Origin of the sequence: Kribbella soli, from assembly GCF_004331345.1 — a bacterium.
Lineage (GTDB): Bacteria > Actinomycetota > Actinomycetes > Propionibacteriales > Kribbellaceae > Kribbella > Kribbella soli.
On record NZ_SJJZ01000005.1, the window covers coordinates 326,308 to 340,404 of the forward strand.

Annotated in this window: 15 protein-coding genes; 6 read left to right on the forward strand and 9 right to left on the reverse strand. The window is 69.2% G+C overall.

Annotated elements, in window-relative coordinates; all coding sequences use genetic code 11:
* The first annotated feature begins 38 nt into the window (after window positions 1–38).
* On the forward strand, window positions 39–797 hold the full coding sequence (locus tag E0H45_RS37245) for a phytanoyl-CoA dioxygenase family protein (protein ID WP_131346584.1): 759 nt from the start codon (window positions 39–41) through the stop codon (window positions 795–797).
* 70 nt (window positions 798–867) lie between these two features.
* On the opposite strand, the gene E0H45_RS37250 is transcribed toward E0H45_RS37245, so the two are convergent.
* The 5 genes from E0H45_RS37250 to mce form a co-directional block, all read right to left on the reverse strand.
* Entirely contained in the window at window positions 868–2,226 is a 1,359-nt protein-coding gene (locus E0H45_RS37250; protein ID WP_131346586.1) for an AI-2E family transporter, read from the reverse strand.
* Entirely contained in the window at window positions 2,223–4,139 is a 1,917-nt protein-coding gene (locus E0H45_RS37255; protein ID WP_238155611.1) for a coiled-coil domain-containing protein, read from the reverse strand. The genes E0H45_RS37250 and E0H45_RS37255 overlap by 4 nt, the downstream gene beginning before the upstream one ends.
* Window positions 4,140–4,232: 93 nt before the next feature.
* Window positions 4,233–5,564 (reverse strand): crotonyl-CoA carboxylase/reductase, encoded by a 1,332-nt coding sequence (gene ccrA / locus E0H45_RS37260; protein WP_131346587.1) that lies wholly within the window; start codon window positions 5,562–5,564, stop codon window positions 4,233–4,235.
* 136 nt (window positions 5,565–5,700) lie between these two features.
* Complete coding sequence (locus tag E0H45_RS37265) at window positions 5,701–6,600, reverse strand: sensor histidine kinase (protein ID WP_131346588.1); 900 nt, start codon at window positions 6,598–6,600, stop codon at window positions 5,701–5,703.
* 52 nt (window positions 6,601–6,652) lie between these two features.
* Window positions 6,653–7,084, reverse strand: a complete 432-nt coding sequence (mce, locus tag E0H45_RS37270) for a methylmalonyl-CoA epimerase (protein ID WP_131346591.1) — start codon at window positions 7,082–7,084, stop codon at window positions 6,653–6,655.
* A gap of 125 nt (window positions 7,085–7,209) precedes the next feature.
* Here mce and E0H45_RS37275 point away from each other — a divergent pair, with 125 nt between their 5' ends.
* From E0H45_RS37275 to E0H45_RS37285, 4 genes are all read left to right on the forward strand, one after another.
* Complete coding sequence (locus E0H45_RS37275) at window positions 7,210–8,412, forward strand: acetyl-CoA C-acetyltransferase (protein ID WP_131346593.1); 1,203 nt, start codon at window positions 7,210–7,212, stop codon at window positions 8,410–8,412.
* Window positions 8,413–8,438: 26 nt separating this feature from the next.
* Window positions 8,439–9,395, forward strand: a complete 957-nt coding sequence (gene meaB, locus E0H45_RS37280) for a methylmalonyl Co-A mutase-associated GTPase MeaB (protein WP_131346595.1) — start codon at window positions 8,439–8,441, stop codon at window positions 9,393–9,395.
* A gap of 296 nt (window positions 9,396–9,691) precedes the next feature.
* A complete protein-coding gene (locus tag E0H45_RS42680; protein WP_165546737.1) occupies window positions 9,692–9,850 on the forward strand; it encodes a hypothetical protein in 159 nt (52 codons plus the stop codon).
* A gap of 88 nt (window positions 9,851–9,938) precedes the next feature.
* A complete protein-coding gene (locus tag E0H45_RS37285; RefSeq protein ID WP_131346596.1) occupies window positions 9,939–10,655 on the forward strand; it encodes a PH domain-containing protein in 717 nt (238 codons plus the stop codon).
* A gap of 3 nt (window positions 10,656–10,658) precedes the next feature.
* On the opposite strand, the gene E0H45_RS37290 is transcribed toward E0H45_RS37285, so the two are convergent.
* From E0H45_RS37290 to E0H45_RS37305, 4 genes are all read right to left on the reverse strand, one after another.
* A complete protein-coding gene (locus E0H45_RS37290) occupies window positions 10,659–11,906 on the reverse strand; it encodes an RNA polymerase sigma factor (protein ID WP_131346598.1) in 1,248 nt (415 codons plus the stop codon).
* A 10-nt stretch (window positions 11,907–11,916) separates the two neighbouring features.
* Complete coding sequence (locus E0H45_RS37295) at window positions 11,917–12,264, reverse strand: YciI family protein (protein ID WP_131346600.1); 348 nt, start codon at window positions 12,262–12,264, stop codon at window positions 11,917–11,919.
* A 76-nt stretch (window positions 12,265–12,340) separates the two neighbouring features.
* A complete protein-coding gene (locus E0H45_RS37300) occupies window positions 12,341–13,063 on the reverse strand; it encodes a maleylpyruvate isomerase family mycothiol-dependent enzyme (protein ID WP_131346602.1) in 723 nt (240 codons plus the stop codon).
* Window positions 13,064–13,094: 31 nt separating this feature from the next.
* Window positions 13,095–13,541: a DUF4231 domain-containing protein gene (locus tag E0H45_RS37305; protein WP_131346604.1), complete on the reverse strand. Its 447-nt coding sequence runs from the start codon at window positions 13,539–13,541 to the stop codon at window positions 13,095–13,097.
* A gap of 32 nt (window positions 13,542–13,573) precedes the next feature.
* On the opposite strand from E0H45_RS37305, the gene E0H45_RS37310 reads away from it, so the two are divergent.
* Window positions 13,574–14,077, forward strand: a complete 504-nt coding sequence (locus E0H45_RS37310; RefSeq protein ID WP_131346606.1) for a MarR family winged helix-turn-helix transcriptional regulator — start codon at window positions 13,574–13,576, stop codon at window positions 14,075–14,077.
* Window positions 14,078–14,097 lie beyond the last annotated feature (20 nt).

Consider the following 14,097-nt stretch of genomic DNA (forward strand, 5'->3'; position numbering starts at 1 on the left):
CTGGCATCGATTCGTGCATCTTGTGAAGGAGCACTGCGATGGATATGGATGTGGCGCTGCGGGAGCTCGGCGTGACGGACGACGTACTCACGCAGGACGAGAAGGACCAGCTCGACCGCGACGGATTCCTTCCGCTGAAAGGGATTCTCACAGCGGAGGAAGTGGCCGCGATCAACGAACGGCTCGCCGAACTGACCGCGGCCGAGGGGGATCGGGCCGGCCTCGAAGTGCATCAGGAGCGGGGTACGGACCGGTTGGCGGATCTGGTGAACAAGGATCCGAGATTCGAGGTGTGCTTCAGTCACCCGCGCGTGCTGGCGGCGATGCGGCACGTGCTCGGCGAGTTCAAACTCTCGTCCCTCAACAGCCGCGCGGCCCTACCCGGTGAAGGGCACCAGGGCCTGCACGTGGACTTCGGACATCCCGTCCAGCCGGGCGAGTACGAGGTCTGCAACTCGATCTGGCTCCTCGACGACTTCACCCCCGAGAACGGCGCGACCCGCGTGGTCCCCGGCTCCCACCGCCGCGCAACCATGCCCGGCGACGAGATGCCCAACCCGGGAGCCGACCACCCCGACCAGATCCAGCTGCTCGGCACAGCCGGCACCGTCGTCATCTTCAACAGCCACCTCTGGCACGGCGGCACCAAGAACCACACCAACAATCCCCGCCGAGCCCTGCACTCCTACTTCGCCCGCCGCCACCTACCCCAGCAACTCGACCAGCAGACCTACATCCGCCTCAACACCTACAACCGCCTGACCCCCGCCCAACACTTCATCCTCGGCGTCACGTAGTCAAAAGGCTTGGGGAGCGTTCCTACCCGAATCAGGTAGGTAACGCTCCCCAAGTTGGTGAGTTGGTGGGTTATGAGGCGTCGGCTTTGCGGACCCAGACTTCTCGGATGATGAGGAGGATGGCGGCGGCTGAGGGGATGGCGAGGAGGGCGCCGACCACGCCGAGGAGGGCGCCGCCGAGGAGGGCGGCGATGACGGTGACGGCGCCGGGGATGTCGACGGCCCGACGCATGATGCGGGGTGCCACGAAGTAGTTCTCGACCTGCTGGTAGATGACGCCGTAGATCAGGCAGCCGAGGCCGGTCCACAGGCCGCCGGTGAAGCCGATCAGGGCGACCACGACAACGCCGATCAAGCCGCCGACCATCGGGATGAAGTCGCAGAACATCACCACGATCGCCAGCGCCACGGCGTACTGGCGCAGCCCGATGATCTCCAGGAAGATGAACATCATCACGCCGGCGATCAGCGCCACCAGGAACTGGCCGCTGACGTAGCCGCCGACCCGGCCGAGCACCTCGTCGCCGAGGATCGAGACGCGGGTACGGCGGGTGCTGGGGACCAGGCTGTACGCCGCCCGCTTCACCGAGGGGAGCGAGGCGAGGAAGTACAGCGTCAGCACCAGGATCGTGAACGTGTTGAACAGCGCGCCCGCGACCACCTTGCCGACGCCGAGGATCCCGCCGAACGCGCGTTGCGCCAGCGCCGGGTCCTGGATGTAGTCCTGCGCCTTCTGGATGAAGTGGTACTTGTTGTCCAGTTCGTTGAGCGTCCTCGACTTGGTCAGCAGGTCGAGCCACTCGGGCGCGTTCTTGATCAGGCTGTTGATCTGGTCCGAGACGACCGGGACGATCGCGAAGGCGACGCCGGCGACCGCGAGGATCATCAGCAGGAACACCACGCCGACCGACAGGCCGCGCTTCAGGCCGCGGCGCATGAACCACTCGACCAACGGGTTCAGGCCGACCGCGATGAACATCGAGACCAGTAGCAGGATCAGAACCGAGCGGGCCTGGCCGGCCGCGTTCCACAGACCCACCGCGACGAGTACGCCGAGCGCCGCGAAGAACCCGAACGTGAACGGGTTCCCCCGGCGCAGCGGCGGACCCGGCGTACCCATGCCGACCGACGGGTGCCGCTCCTCGATCAGCAGTTCGTCCGCGAGGTTGGTGTCGCCGTCCTCCGCATCCTCGGCGGCAGCTGCCGCTGCAGCCTTGTCGGCTGCGTCGTCCGCTTCCTCGGCGGACTCGTCTGCCTGGTCAGCAGAGGCGTCGGCCTCGTCGGCGGAGCTGGCGGCGTCGATTGCGGATTGTTCGCTCTTGTCGGCGGCGGCCTGGGCTTCCGCGGCGGCGGACTTCGCTTCGCGCGCGGCGTCGGCGAGGTCCTTGTCGGGGGTCGCTGTGGAGGTGTCGTCGCCGGCTGGCGTCACATCTTGTCCTTCGGGGATCGCGCGCTCGAGGTGGCCGCATCGGTCTTGTCGTCGTCCGCGGGCGTCTCGTCGTCGGAGGACTTCGCCGAGCTGGAGCGCCGCGTCTGGCCCCGAGTCTCCTCGCTCGCGAGGTCACCCAGCCGGAACTCGTCGACCATCGTCGAGTCCTTCGGCTCCTCGTCGCCGTCCGAATCCTTGGTGGCTTCGGGGGTGTCGGCGAGGTCGGCATCGTCGGCAAGGGCGGCCAGCTCGGCGAGGTCCGCGGCGTCGGCGTCAGGGTCGGCCGGGCCGCCGGCGGTCTTGCTGGTCAGGTCGGCGAGGTCACCGGCGTTCTTCGGGTCGATGCGCAGACCGGTGTCGATCCGGGTCTCGTCGACGCGGGCGTCCCCGGCGCCGATGCCGACGAACGGGCTGGAACCGGTGAACGGTCCCTCGGTGTCGTACGACGACTCGCGCGAGGATCCCGTGGACAGGCCCGCGGCCGGCGTCGCACCCGGGAACGGGTTGTCAGCCGGCGTCGCCGCCGGGAAAGGGCTCTCGTCATCTCCGAAGTCCGCGGCAGCGCCCGAGTCAGCCGCCGAACCGGACCCGGCCGAAGCCGAGCCGAGCGAATCGGACCCGGCCGGAGCCGAGCCGAGCGAACCCGAGCCGGCCGCAGTCGAGCCAAGTGGCGCCGAGTCCGACGGGGTTGGGCTGGGTGCTGACGACTCGAAGGAGGTGCTCGAGCTGGGTGGGGCGGAGGGGAACGCGGCCGAGGGCTCGGCGGCGAAGGGGCTGCCGGCGCCCGTGCCCGGCGCATCGAGCGGGGGCCGGGGGGACTCGGCCGGCCGCGCGAACGGGTTCACGTACGGGGCCGCGGCGGTTTCGGAGTCCAGTTCGGCGGCCTGCCGGGCGATGTTGCTGGCGATCTCGTTCAGGCCGGCGATCTGCGTAAGGATGCCGTCGCGCCGCTTCGCCAGCCGCTCGGTCTCGCGAGCGACGACGGTCCGGGACCGCTCGGCCTCGTCGGCCGCGTTCGCCAGCTCGGACTCGGCGCGGGTGCGCGCGGTGGTCAGCAGCTGCTCGGCCTCCCGGCGGGAACGCGAGAGCGTGCGCTCGGCCGACTCCTCGGCCTCGGCGCGGATCTTGCGGGCCTGCTCGGTCGCCTCGGCCACCCGGCGCTCGGACGCCTCGGCGGCCTCCTTCATCTGGGTGGTCAGGCTGTCGGTGTCGGCCGCGATCTGCTGGTGCTTGTCGGCCAGTTCCTTGGCCTGCTGCTCGCGCTCGTCCGCCAGCCGCGCGCGCAGCGCCGCCGACTCGCGCTGGATCGCGGTCCGGATCTTTTCGGCCTCGTGCAGCGCGCCGTTCTTCAGTGTGCTCGCCTGCGACTCGGCGGTCAGCTGCAGCTGCTCGGCCTTCCGCCGGGCCGCCTGCAGTACCTCGGCCGCCTCGGTCTCCGCCGTACGCCGCAGCTCGGCCGCGTCGCCCTCGGCGGTCCGGCGCATGCTGTCCGCCTCGTTGAGCGCGACGGTCCGGATGTCCTCGGCCTCGCGGTCACCGGTCGCCCGCGCCGCGGCCGCCTCCTTGGCCGCGTTCGTACGGAGCTCGTCGGCCTCGCGCTTGGCCTCCTCGAGCGCCTCGGACGCCTGGTCCTGGGCGAGCCGGAGGATCTGCGCGGCCCGGTCGCCGAGCCCGGCGTACGACGGGTTGGCGCTGGCCTCGAGCTGGCGCCGCGTCTCCGCGAGCTGGTGCTGCATCGGCGCGACACTCTGCTGCAGCCCGTCGGCGCGGTTGCGTGCCTCGACGAGTTGCATCTCCAGCGCGCGGACATAATCGTCCACGGCCTGCTTGTCGTATCCGCGGCGACTGACCGGGAAGCCCCCGGCCGCCGTCGCCGTGCGGTCGAAGAACGGCAGGCTCGACTCGTCAGGCATTCCCGAGGTTCCCTTCTGGCGGCTCAGCGTGAATCCCCCACCATAAGCCTGTCAGAACCCACCCGAAACCAGCCAATCGGGAGTCGGCGGCAACTACCTGTTGCGGAAGCGATTAATGGCGGCCAGATGCTGCTCGCGAAGCGCCGGGTCGCGGACGCCCAGGCCTTCGGTCGGGGCCAGCGTGAGGACGCCGACCTTGCCCTGGTGGAGGTTGCGGTGGACGTCGTACGCCGCCTGCGCGGTGTCCTCGAGTGGGTAGACCTTGCTGACCGTCGGGTGCACCATGCCCTTGGCGATCAGCCGGTTCGCCTCCCAGGCCTCGCGGTAATTGGCGAAATGCGAGCCGATGATTCGCTTGAGGTTCATCCACAGGTACCGGTTGTCGTACTCGTGCATGAAGCCGGACGTCGACGCACACGTCACGATCGTGCCGCCGCGCCGCGCTACGTACACCGAGGCGCCGAACGTCTCCCGCCCCGGGTGCTCGAACACGATGTCCGGGTCGTCGCCGCCGGTCAGCTCCCGGATCCGCGCCCCGAACCGCTTCCACTCCTTCTGGTCCTGGGTGTGCTCGTCCTTCCAGAACTTGTAGCCCTCGGCCGACCGGTCGATGATCAGCGAGGCGCCCATCGCGCGGCAGATCTCCGCCTTCTCCGGCGACGACACCACGCACACCGGGATCGCCCCGCCGTTCAGCGCGAACTGCGTCGCGTAGGAACCCAGGCCGCCGGACGCGCCCCAGACCAGCACCACGTCGCCCTGCTTCATGTTGGCGCCGTTCGCGGACACCAGCTGCCGGTACGCCGTGCTGTTCACCAACCCCGGCGACGCCGCTTCCTCCCATGTCAGGTGGGCCGGCTTCGGCATCAGCTGGTTCGACTTCACCAGCGCGATCTCGGCGAGACCGCCGAAGTTCGTCTCGAAGCCCCAGATCCGCTGCTCGGAGTCGAGCATCGTGTCGTTGTGCCCGTCCGGCGACTCCAGCTCGACCGACAGGCAGTGCGCGACCACCTCGTCGCCCGGCTTCCAGGCGTTCACGCCCGGTCCGGTCCGCAGTACGACGCCCGCCAGGTCGGAGCCGACCACGTGGTACGGCAGGTCGTGCCGGGCCGTCAGCGGCGACAGCTTCCCGTACCGCTTCAGGAACGAGAAGGTCGACACCGGCTCGAAGATCGACGTCCAGACGGTGTTGTAGTTGATCGCACTGGCCATCACCGCGACCAGTGCCTCACCCGGCCCGAGCTCAGGCGTCGGTACGTCGTCGAGGTGCAGACTCTTGCGCGGATCCTTCTCCTTGCTGTCCAGCCCGTCGAACATCGCGGCGTCGTCGGCGTGCACGGTGATTCCGCGGTAATGGTCCGGTACGTCGAGCTCTCCGACGGCGGCGCTGTCACCGGCAAGGATCGCGTCGAGGATCTGCTTCACGTCGTACCTCCTGAAGCGGCGGTCTGGGTGAGCGGAACTTACCGTCGAGTATGCACGCGTGGCTGTGCCCTGTAACACACCGACGGACGGTTGAGACGACCGTCACTTTTGCAGTCCACCGTTGTCAGTGGTCTTATCAGCGCAGTCTGGTGTGGAGCCGTACTTGGGTGAAGTCGTCACCGGACCGCAGCTGCGCCAGGTCGCACAGCTGATTGGCGAGCCAGACGCCGCGCCCGCCGAGCCCGTCCAGCGGCGGCAGCACCCGTCCGACCAGCAGGTCGTCGATCCGCCCGCAGTCCAGTACGTCGCAGATCAGCGTGCCGTCGGCGATCCACACCGCCAGCCGCCCGCGCCCGCCGCCGAACCGGATGCTGTTCGTGCAGATCTCGTGCAACGCCAGCGACAGGTCCTCGAGCCGGTCCCTCGACACGCCGTGCGACGCCGCCTGGCCACTGAGCCACTGCCGGATCTGCCCGAGCTCGTCCGGCCCGAACTCCCACCGCTCGGCCCGGTCCGGTACGTCGTCGAGCGCGATCCGGAACCCCTTCTCCGCAAGAGCTTCTGCGCCCGAGTGCGTCACGGTCGGGTCGATGCCGACGGACGCCTCGTACGCGCAGCACAACCGGAACGCCCGGTCCTCGGCGAACGCGATGTCGGACAGCGCCTCGTGCAGCAGCACCTCGTCGTACGCCGCCGCGCTGCGTCCCGGGTACGCCGGTTCACAGAGTCCGCGCACCGGTCCGGGGTGCTTCTCGATGACACCGCGCCAGTACGGGATCAGCCGCGCCGGGTTGCCCCCGGCAACGGTCATGTCGTTGAACCGGATCTCATGGTGCAGCGGTCCGAGAGCGTCGCGCAGTACGGCGGTCCGCTCCGGCGGCAGCACGGCCACGATGGTTTCCCCCGCCGCCAGACCCTCCTGTACGAACGCAGCCGAGCGCTGCACGAACTCCTCGTCCGACACGTGGACAAAGGCGTCGTGCAGGAATCCGGCCGGCGCACCGTGCAAGGAGTCGGTGGCGCTGTCCTTCAGCACCCGATCAGAGTAGTCCGCCAACCCGGTCGAGGAGACTCCAATTCGCGCGCCGTCACCCCGCGTGTGAGGCCCGTGGCTCCACGAGTTCGACCAGCACCCCGCCGGCCGACTTCGGGTGGATGAAGTTGACGCGGGAACCCGCCGTACCGCGTTTCGGCTCGTCGTAGAGCAGGCGGGCGCCGCGCTCGCGCAGGACCTTGGAGACCGCGTCGAGATCGCGGACGCGGTAGGCGAGCTGCTGGATGCCCGGGCCGCGCTGGTCGAGGAACCTCGCGATCGGCGAGGCGTCCGACAGCGGCGCCAGCAACTGGATCGAGGAGCCCGAGTCGCCGACCGAGAGCATCGCCTCCCGGACGCCCTGCTCCTCGTTGATCTCCTCGTGCGCCACGGTCATGCCGAACACGTCGGCGTAGTACCGGACGGCCTCGTCGAAGTCGGGCACCGCGATGCCGACGTGGTCGATCGCGTCGAACAGCTGATCCATCTCGTCAGCCTGGCGCACGCCGTACCGCGAGGCCATCGAAAGTGGCCCAGTCGACACGATCCGTGTGACCCGTCTGACGTCATCGAGCAGCGGCGTACCAGTGCGGTCGCAGGTATCGTGACGGCATGTCTGACACGCGGAACCACAGCGTCATCGTCGCCGGTGCACGGACCCCGATCGGGCGGTTGCTGGGTGGCCTCAAGGGCTTCACCGGAGCAGAGCTCGGCGGGTTCGCGATCAAGGGCGCACTCGAGAAGGCCGGCGTCGCGCCGGACCAGGTCGAGTACGTGATCATGGGCCAGGTCCTGCAGGCCGGCGGCGGTCAGATCACCGCCCGCCAGGCCGCGGTCAAGGGCGGCGTCCCGATGGACGTGCCGGCCATCACGATCAACAAGGTCTGCCTGTCCGGGCTGAACGCGATCGCGCTCGCCGACCAGCTGATCCGCGCCGGTGAGTACGACGTCGTCGTCGCCGGCGGCATGGAGTCGATGACGAACGCGCCGCACCTGCTGCCGAAGTCCCGCGAGGGCTTCAAGTACGGCGACACCACGCTGGTCGACTCGATGGCGTACGACGGGTTGTGGGACGCGTTCACCGACCAGGCCATGGGCGCGCTCACGGACCAGGCGAACGACGAGCGCCAGAAGCTGAGCCGCGTGGAGCAGGACGAGTTCAGCGCCCGTTCGCACCAGCGCGCCGCCGAGGCCTGGAAGAACGGCGTCTTCGCCGACGAGGTCGTGCCGGTCGAGGTGCCGCAGCGCAAGGGCGACCCGATCGTGGTGGACAGCGACGAAGGTGTCCGCGCTGACACGTCGGTCGAGGTGCTGGGCAAGCTGCGGCCGGCGTTCGGCAAGGACGGCACGATCACGGCCGGTTCGGCGTCGCAGATCTCCGACGGCGGTTGTGCGGTCGTCGTGATGAGCAAGGCGAAGGCCGAGGAGCTCGGGCTCAGCTGGATCGCCGAGATCGGCGCGCACGGTTCGGTCGCCGGACCGGACTCGTCGCTGCAGAGCCAGCCGGCCAACGCGATCGCCAAGGCCTGCGCGAAGGAAGGCATCCAGCCCGCCGACCTCGACCTGATCGAGATCAACGAGGCGTTCGCGGCGGTCGGGATCGCGTCCGCGCGTGAGTTGCAGATCGGCGAGGACAAGGTGAACGTGAACGGCGGCGCGATCGCGCTCGGCCACCCGATCGGGATGTCCGGTGCCCGCCTCGTGCTGCACCTGGCCCTCGAGCTCGGCCGCCGCGGCGGCGGTGTCGGCGCGGCCGCCCTGTGCGGTGGCGGCGGTCAGGGCGACGCACTGATCGTCCGCGTTCCCCAGAGCTGATTGAGACCAGAGCTGATAGAGAGCTGATGCCACGACGTACCGCGCCGGTCGGTGAGCTGGTCGCGCAGGCCCGGGAGGGTGAATCCCGGGCCGTCGCGCGGCTGATCTCGCTGGTCGAGGACGAGTCCCCGCTGCTGCGCGAGGTGATGGCCGAGCTGGCGCCGTACGCCGGTCACGCGCACATCGTCGGCATCACGGGCTCGCCCGGGGTCGGCAAGTCGACGTCGACGTCGGCCCTGGTGTCGGCGTACCGCGAGACCGGGAAGCGGGTCGGCATACTCGCGGTGGACCCGTCGTCGCCGTTCTCCGGCGGCGCGCTGCTCGGGGACCGGGTGCGGATGCAGGACCATGCGACCGACCGCGGGGTGTTCATCCGGTCGATGGCGTCCCGCGGGCATCTCGGCGGGTTGTCGTGGTCGACCCCGCAGGCGTTGCGGGTGCTGGACGCGGCCGGGTTCGACGTGGTGCTGGTGGAGACGGTCGGAGTTGGGCAGTCCGAGGTGGAGATCGCCGGGATGGCGGACACGACGCTGGTCCTGCTGGCGCCGGGGATGGGCGACGGCATCCAGGCGGCCAAGGCCGGCATTCTCGAGGTCGGTGACATCTACGTGGTGAACAAGGCGGACCGGGACGGCGTCCAGTCGGTCACCCGGGACCTGCGGTCGATGCTGGCGCTGGCCGAGCGGTCCGAAGGAGCCTGGACGCCGCCGATCCTCAAGACGGTCGCTTCCCGCAACGAGGGGATCCCCGAGGTGGTGCAGGCGATCGAGGACCGGCTGGAGTGGATGCGCGGGAACGGCGTACTCACCGAGCGTCGCCGCAGTCGCGCGCGGGACGAGATCGAGGCGATCGCCACGACCGCGCTGCGGGCCCGGTTCGCGCACCTGCACGGGGACGCGCGGCTCGACGTACTCGCCGCGAAGGTCGCGGACGGCGGCACCGACCCGTATTCGGCGGCCGACGAGTTGATCGCTGCTTTGTGACACTTGTCTCGCCGTGGAACAATCGACCACGTTGTGTCACATCGTGTCTTTGCCTTTCGTTCACCGGAAGTTGTGCTGATTTCGGGCAAATGCCGCAGGATTTCCACCGGGTACGGCGATCCGCGTCTCAGGGCGGCGCGCCGATGGCTGCCATGCCCCCGGATCCGTTACAGAATGGACCTTGTAGCTGGAGAGGATTGTGCGGTGGGCTGTGTTCAGTCAGTGACAATTGGTCACGGTCCGTGATACAAACTCAAACACAGTCGACCGAGTGGTTAGGAACAAGGAGTGGCGACATGCCGAAGAAGCTGTTGATCTGGTCGCTCATCGCCTTTGCCGGCTTCTATCTGTTCACTCAGCCGGCCAACGCCGCGGGAGCGGTAGGGGGCGCGTTCTCGGCCGTTGGTGACGCGTTCGGAAGCGTCATCACCTTCCTGACGGCGCTGTTCAGCTGATCTGTCGCCTCTGTGTCCCGTTGCACGTCGTCGTGCGGGACACTTGGTCGTACGGGGTCACACAACAGCGTGACAGGGGAGTGAACGGATGGCCGGAATAGGCCTGTTCCGGATCTTCGACCCGAAGGTCCGGCGCCATCTGATCTCGGACGAGGGCGAAGTCGTCATCGACGAGGTGCGGCAGCACTGGGTGGTGTACTCGGTGCCGATGCTCGAGGTCGTGCTCGCGGCGGCCCTGCTGCTGACGATGGCCACCACCGCGATCGGTGGGCAGCCGGTGCTGCTGGCGATCGTGCTGGTGCTGCTGACCCACGCCTTCTGGCAATTCCTCACCCACCATCGGGACCGGTTCGTGGTCACCAACATGCGGGTCATGCGGATCCGGGGCGTCTTCTCCCAGACCGTCGCGACCACCCCGATCGCCCGGGTCCTCGACATCACCCTGCAGAAGCCGATCATCGGCCGGATGCTGGGCTACGGCCACTTCGTCTTCGAGTCGGCCGCGCAGGACCAGGGCTTCCGTGAGATCAAGTGGGTCAGCCGGCCTGACGACCGCGACCTGACCATTCAGCGCGTCATCCAGCGGACCGGCCTGCGGGCCTCCGCGAGTGTCGACGTACTGCAGGGGGACGAGGACTCCGACGACGACGGCACCGGCCCGATCGGGATGGACTCCGCGCAGGAAGTCAGCGCGAGCAGCGCCCCGGCCGCCGCGCAGCCGTCCCGCCCCGCGTCCCCACCGACCTCGTCCGCCTCGAAGTCCATCTTCAACAGCGAACGCGGCAACTGGACCGACAGCGAATGACCCTCACGTCTTCGTGAGGTCGGCGAGGTCGCGGAAGTGGTTGCGGCGGCGTTCCCGGTGGAAGCGCTCCGGGTGGTTGGGCGGAGCTGTGTCCAGCGCCTGCTGCAGCTCGACGGCGGCCTCGTCGTAGCGGGACCTGCGGGCGAGGAGTTCGCCGCGGACCGCATGCCGGCGTGAGCTGGGTGGGATCTCGTCGAGCAGCTTGAGGGCCCTGTCGACATCACCGATTTCGGCGATCGCGACGACGCGGGCGAGTTCGGCGGCGGGGCTGGGGGAGACCTCGACCAGCAGGTCGTACAGCCGGACGATCTCGCGCCAGTCGGTCGCGGTGTAGCTGGGTACGCGCGCATGCTCGGCTGCGATCGCGGCCTGCAACTGATACGCGTCGGCCTGCCGGGCGGACCGCTCCAGCGACTCGTTGAGGAGCGCGACGCCGCGGCCGATGAGGTCCTGATCCCACAGCGAGCGGTCCTGCAGATCGAGCGTCACAACCTCGCCGGAGTCGTCGACGCGGGCCGGTCGACGCGCCTCGGTCAGGAGCAGGAGCGCCAGCACCGCCGTCGGTGTCGGCTGGACGGGGAGGAGCGAGTGCAGGAGCTCAGCCAGCCGGATCGCTTCCGCACACAGGTCGACGTCGTACGCCGCCTCGCCCTCGGCCGGCGCATGGCCCGCGGTGTAGAGGCTGTGGATGACTGCGCAGACCGCAGGCAGTCGTTCGGGTAGCTCGGCCTCGGCCGGCACGCGGTACGGGATGCGCGCGGCGGCGATCTTCTGCCGTGCGCGGACCAGCCGCTTCGTCGTGGCGACCTCGGTCGTCAGCAGGACGCCGGCGATCTGTGCGGGTGAGAGGCCGCAGAGCGTGCGGAGCGCGAGAGCCACGCGGGTCGGAGGAGACAGCGACGGGTGGCAGCACGTGAAGATCAGCCGCAGCAGGTCGTCCTGGACGACGTCGTCGGTCTCGACCTCGCGCTTGGTCAGCTCGATCAGGTCCGCGCCGTCGCGCTCCTTGGTGCCGCGGGCCTGCTCACGGCGGATGATGTCTATCGCCTTCCGCCGGGCGGTCACGGTGAGCCAGGCCCGCGGCTCGGGCGGTACGCCGGTCACCGGCCACGCTCCGAGCGCCGCCAGAGCCGCCTCCTGGACCGCGTCCTCGGCGAGTTGGACATTGCCGACCGTCCGGATCAGGGTCGCGAGAATCCGCGTCCCCTCGATCCGGATCGTCTCGGCGACCGCGTCGTACCGCTCGTTCACGGGACCTGCTCTACTTGGCCACGATCACCGGCCGGACCTCGACCGCGCCGCCCCAGGCCGCCGGGATCTCGGCCGCGACCCGCACCGCCTCCTCGAGGTCCTCGGCCTCGATCAGGTAGTAGCCGGTCAGCGCTTCCTTGGTCTCGGCGTACGGTCCGTCGGTGGTGACCACCGGCCCGCCGCGGGCACCCTCGACCCGGACGACGGTCGCCGTCGAGGTCGGATGCAGTACGGCGCTCGCCTTCACCTGCTCGGCGAACTCGACGCCGAACCTCCGGTACTCGGCCAGCTCGTCGGCCTGTTCGGGCGCCCACCAATCGACGTCAGCGGTGTAGGTCAGTGCAAGGTACTGCGCCATCGGAGTCCTCCTTCTCGCTGAGACCACTGTGGTCTCTCAGCAAGGGAACGAACAGCCTTCTCCCGAGAGGACATCCTCATTGCGAGGCCTCCGAAAGTCGTCCACGGAACGCCCGCACCACGTCCGGATCACCGGCTGTCTGGATCGCGTCGTCGCCCGCCCTGCCCCACAACCACAGATAGACCTGCGCCGGATCCCCAGAGATCTCCGCCGCTGCATCCCCCTCAGCCCCTTGCCGTACGTCGACACTCCTCGCGTCGGCGTACACGGTCCAGGACCGGCCTCCCGCGGTCAGCCGAACGGCCGCGTCGATCGGGTAGGCGGTGTCGCCCTCCTCCCACCACGGCCCACCGAGCGTCGGGTAGAGGACCTCGTCGATCCCGTCGAGGGCCAGCTCGGTGTCGATCGGTGTGACGACGTCGTGCGCCTGCTCGACATCGATCCGATGGATCACGGTCTCGTGCGCCATCCGCCGGTACCAGAACGCGGACGTGCTGTCGCGCGGGCTGAACGTCCACGTCGGCGTCTCGGTCCCGGCCGCTTCCAGCGCGTCGACGATCGCCGCGCGCGCGTCGTCGTACCACTCCAGGGAAGCGAGCCCGGAGAAGTCCGGCGGCCACGGGTCGGGGCGGGCGCCGAGCTTCAGCACCTCGACCTTGTGGACGTACACCATCGCGACGTGTCGCACCACGTCGTCCACCGTCCACCCCGGACAACTGGGCACGGCTGCGTCGAGCCCAGTCCGCGCGACCTCGCCGAGCCGGGCGCTCTCGGCCCGCACGTGCTCCAGAAATCTCATGTCGGCACCTTGTCAGAGCCCGCCGACAGTTTCAGACGCTCCGCGCCTTCAAGGCTGCCTCCCAGTCCTGGGTCTCGGAGTAGCTGATCTCGACGACTCGCTCGGCGAGCAACTTCACCGGTTCGCCGGCCTTGGCGTACCGGCCGGCCTTCTGCGAGTAGAGCCAGGCCTCGTTCCGCAGCTCCTGCGCGGTCCGCGTGTACGTCGGATATGAGTCCTTGAACCCGAACAACGTCCGGATCCCCTCGGCCAGCGCGATCACCCCACCGAGCGAAGGGGCCAGCCAGATGGGCGCCTTGATGGCCACCGAGATCGCGATCACCACGGCGGCGATGAGTTGCACGGTGCCGAGCGCCCGGTACCAGATGCGGGCGCGCCGGGCCTGCGCGGCGTACCAGCGGAAGCGAATGCTGATCAACTGCTCCGCGGGTGCGTCCGTCCCGAGGACAGGAAAGTCCGAATCTCTGAGTCTCGACATAGTCCGATCAGTGTCGGGCTAAGGTTCCGGTCATGGCCAGGAAGAGGGCGTTGCCGTTCGATCCGATCGAGGAGGCGTCGCGGCAATGGGGGCGGCGTTGGGGCGCCGTCGAGCAGATGCGGGCCGTCACGTCGCTGATGCGGGCGCAGCAGATCGTGATCAACGAACTGGACGAGATCCTCCGCAAGCACGGGCTGACGTTCGCCCGCTTCGAGGCCCTGGTGCTGCTCACCTTCTCCCGGCGCGGGTCGCTGCCGCTCGGGAAGATGGGGGAGCGCCTGCAGGTGCACCCGACGTCGGTGACCTCGATCGTCCGCCGGCTCGAGTCGGCCGGGCTGGTGACCCGGACGCCGCACCCGGACGACGGCCGCGCGGTGCTCTGCGAGATCACCCCCGAGGGCCGCGACCTGGTCGAACGTGCCACCGCCGACCTGGTCGCCGCCGACTTCGCGCTGTCCGGCCTGACCGACGACCAGCTCAAGATGCTCTGGTCCGTCCTCGAACCCCTCCGCCACAACGCCGGCGACTTCAACTGACCCAGTCCTGACCGACGTTC

What these genes read in the sequence shown, in the direction of transcription:
- E0H45_RS37245 (WP_131346584.1), top strand. Translation starts at nt 39, where the DNA reads ATGGATATGGATGTGGCGCTGCGGGAGCTCGGCGTGACGGACGACGTA.
- E0H45_RS37255 (WP_238155611.1), bottom strand. Translation starts at nt 4,139, where the DNA reads ATGCCTGACGAGTCGAGCCTGCCGTTCTTCGACCGCACGGCGACGGCG.
- mce (WP_131346591.1), bottom strand. Translation starts at nt 7,084, where the DNA reads ATGGATCAGCTGTTCGACGCGATCGACCACGTCGGCATCGCGGTGCCC.
- E0H45_RS37275 (WP_131346593.1), top strand. Translation starts at nt 7,210, where the DNA reads ATGTCTGACACGCGGAACCACAGCGTCATCGTCGCCGGTGCACGGACC.
- meaB (WP_131346595.1), top strand. Translation starts at nt 8,439, where the DNA reads ATGCCACGACGTACCGCGCCGGTCGGTGAGCTGGTCGCGCAGGCCCGG.
- E0H45_RS42680 (WP_165546737.1), top strand. Translation starts at nt 9,692, where the DNA reads ATGCCGAAGAAGCTGTTGATCTGGTCGCTCATCGCCTTTGCCGGCTTC.
- E0H45_RS37285 (WP_131346596.1), top strand. Translation starts at nt 9,939, where the DNA reads ATGGCCGGAATAGGCCTGTTCCGGATCTTCGACCCGAAGGTCCGGCGC.
- E0H45_RS37295 (WP_131346600.1), bottom strand. Translation starts at nt 12,264, where the DNA reads ATGGCGCAGTACCTTGCACTGACCTACACCGCTGACGTCGATTGGTGG.
- E0H45_RS37300 (WP_131346602.1), bottom strand. Translation starts at nt 13,063, where the DNA reads ATGAGATTTCTGGAGCACGTGCGGGCCGAGAGCGCCCGGCTCGGCGAG.
- E0H45_RS37305 (WP_131346604.1), bottom strand. Translation starts at nt 13,541, where the DNA reads ATGTCGAGACTCAGAGATTCGGACTTTCCTGTCCTCGGGACGGACGCA.
- E0H45_RS37310 (WP_131346606.1), top strand. Translation starts at nt 13,574, where the DNA reads ATGGCCAGGAAGAGGGCGTTGCCGTTCGATCCGATCGAGGAGGCGTCG.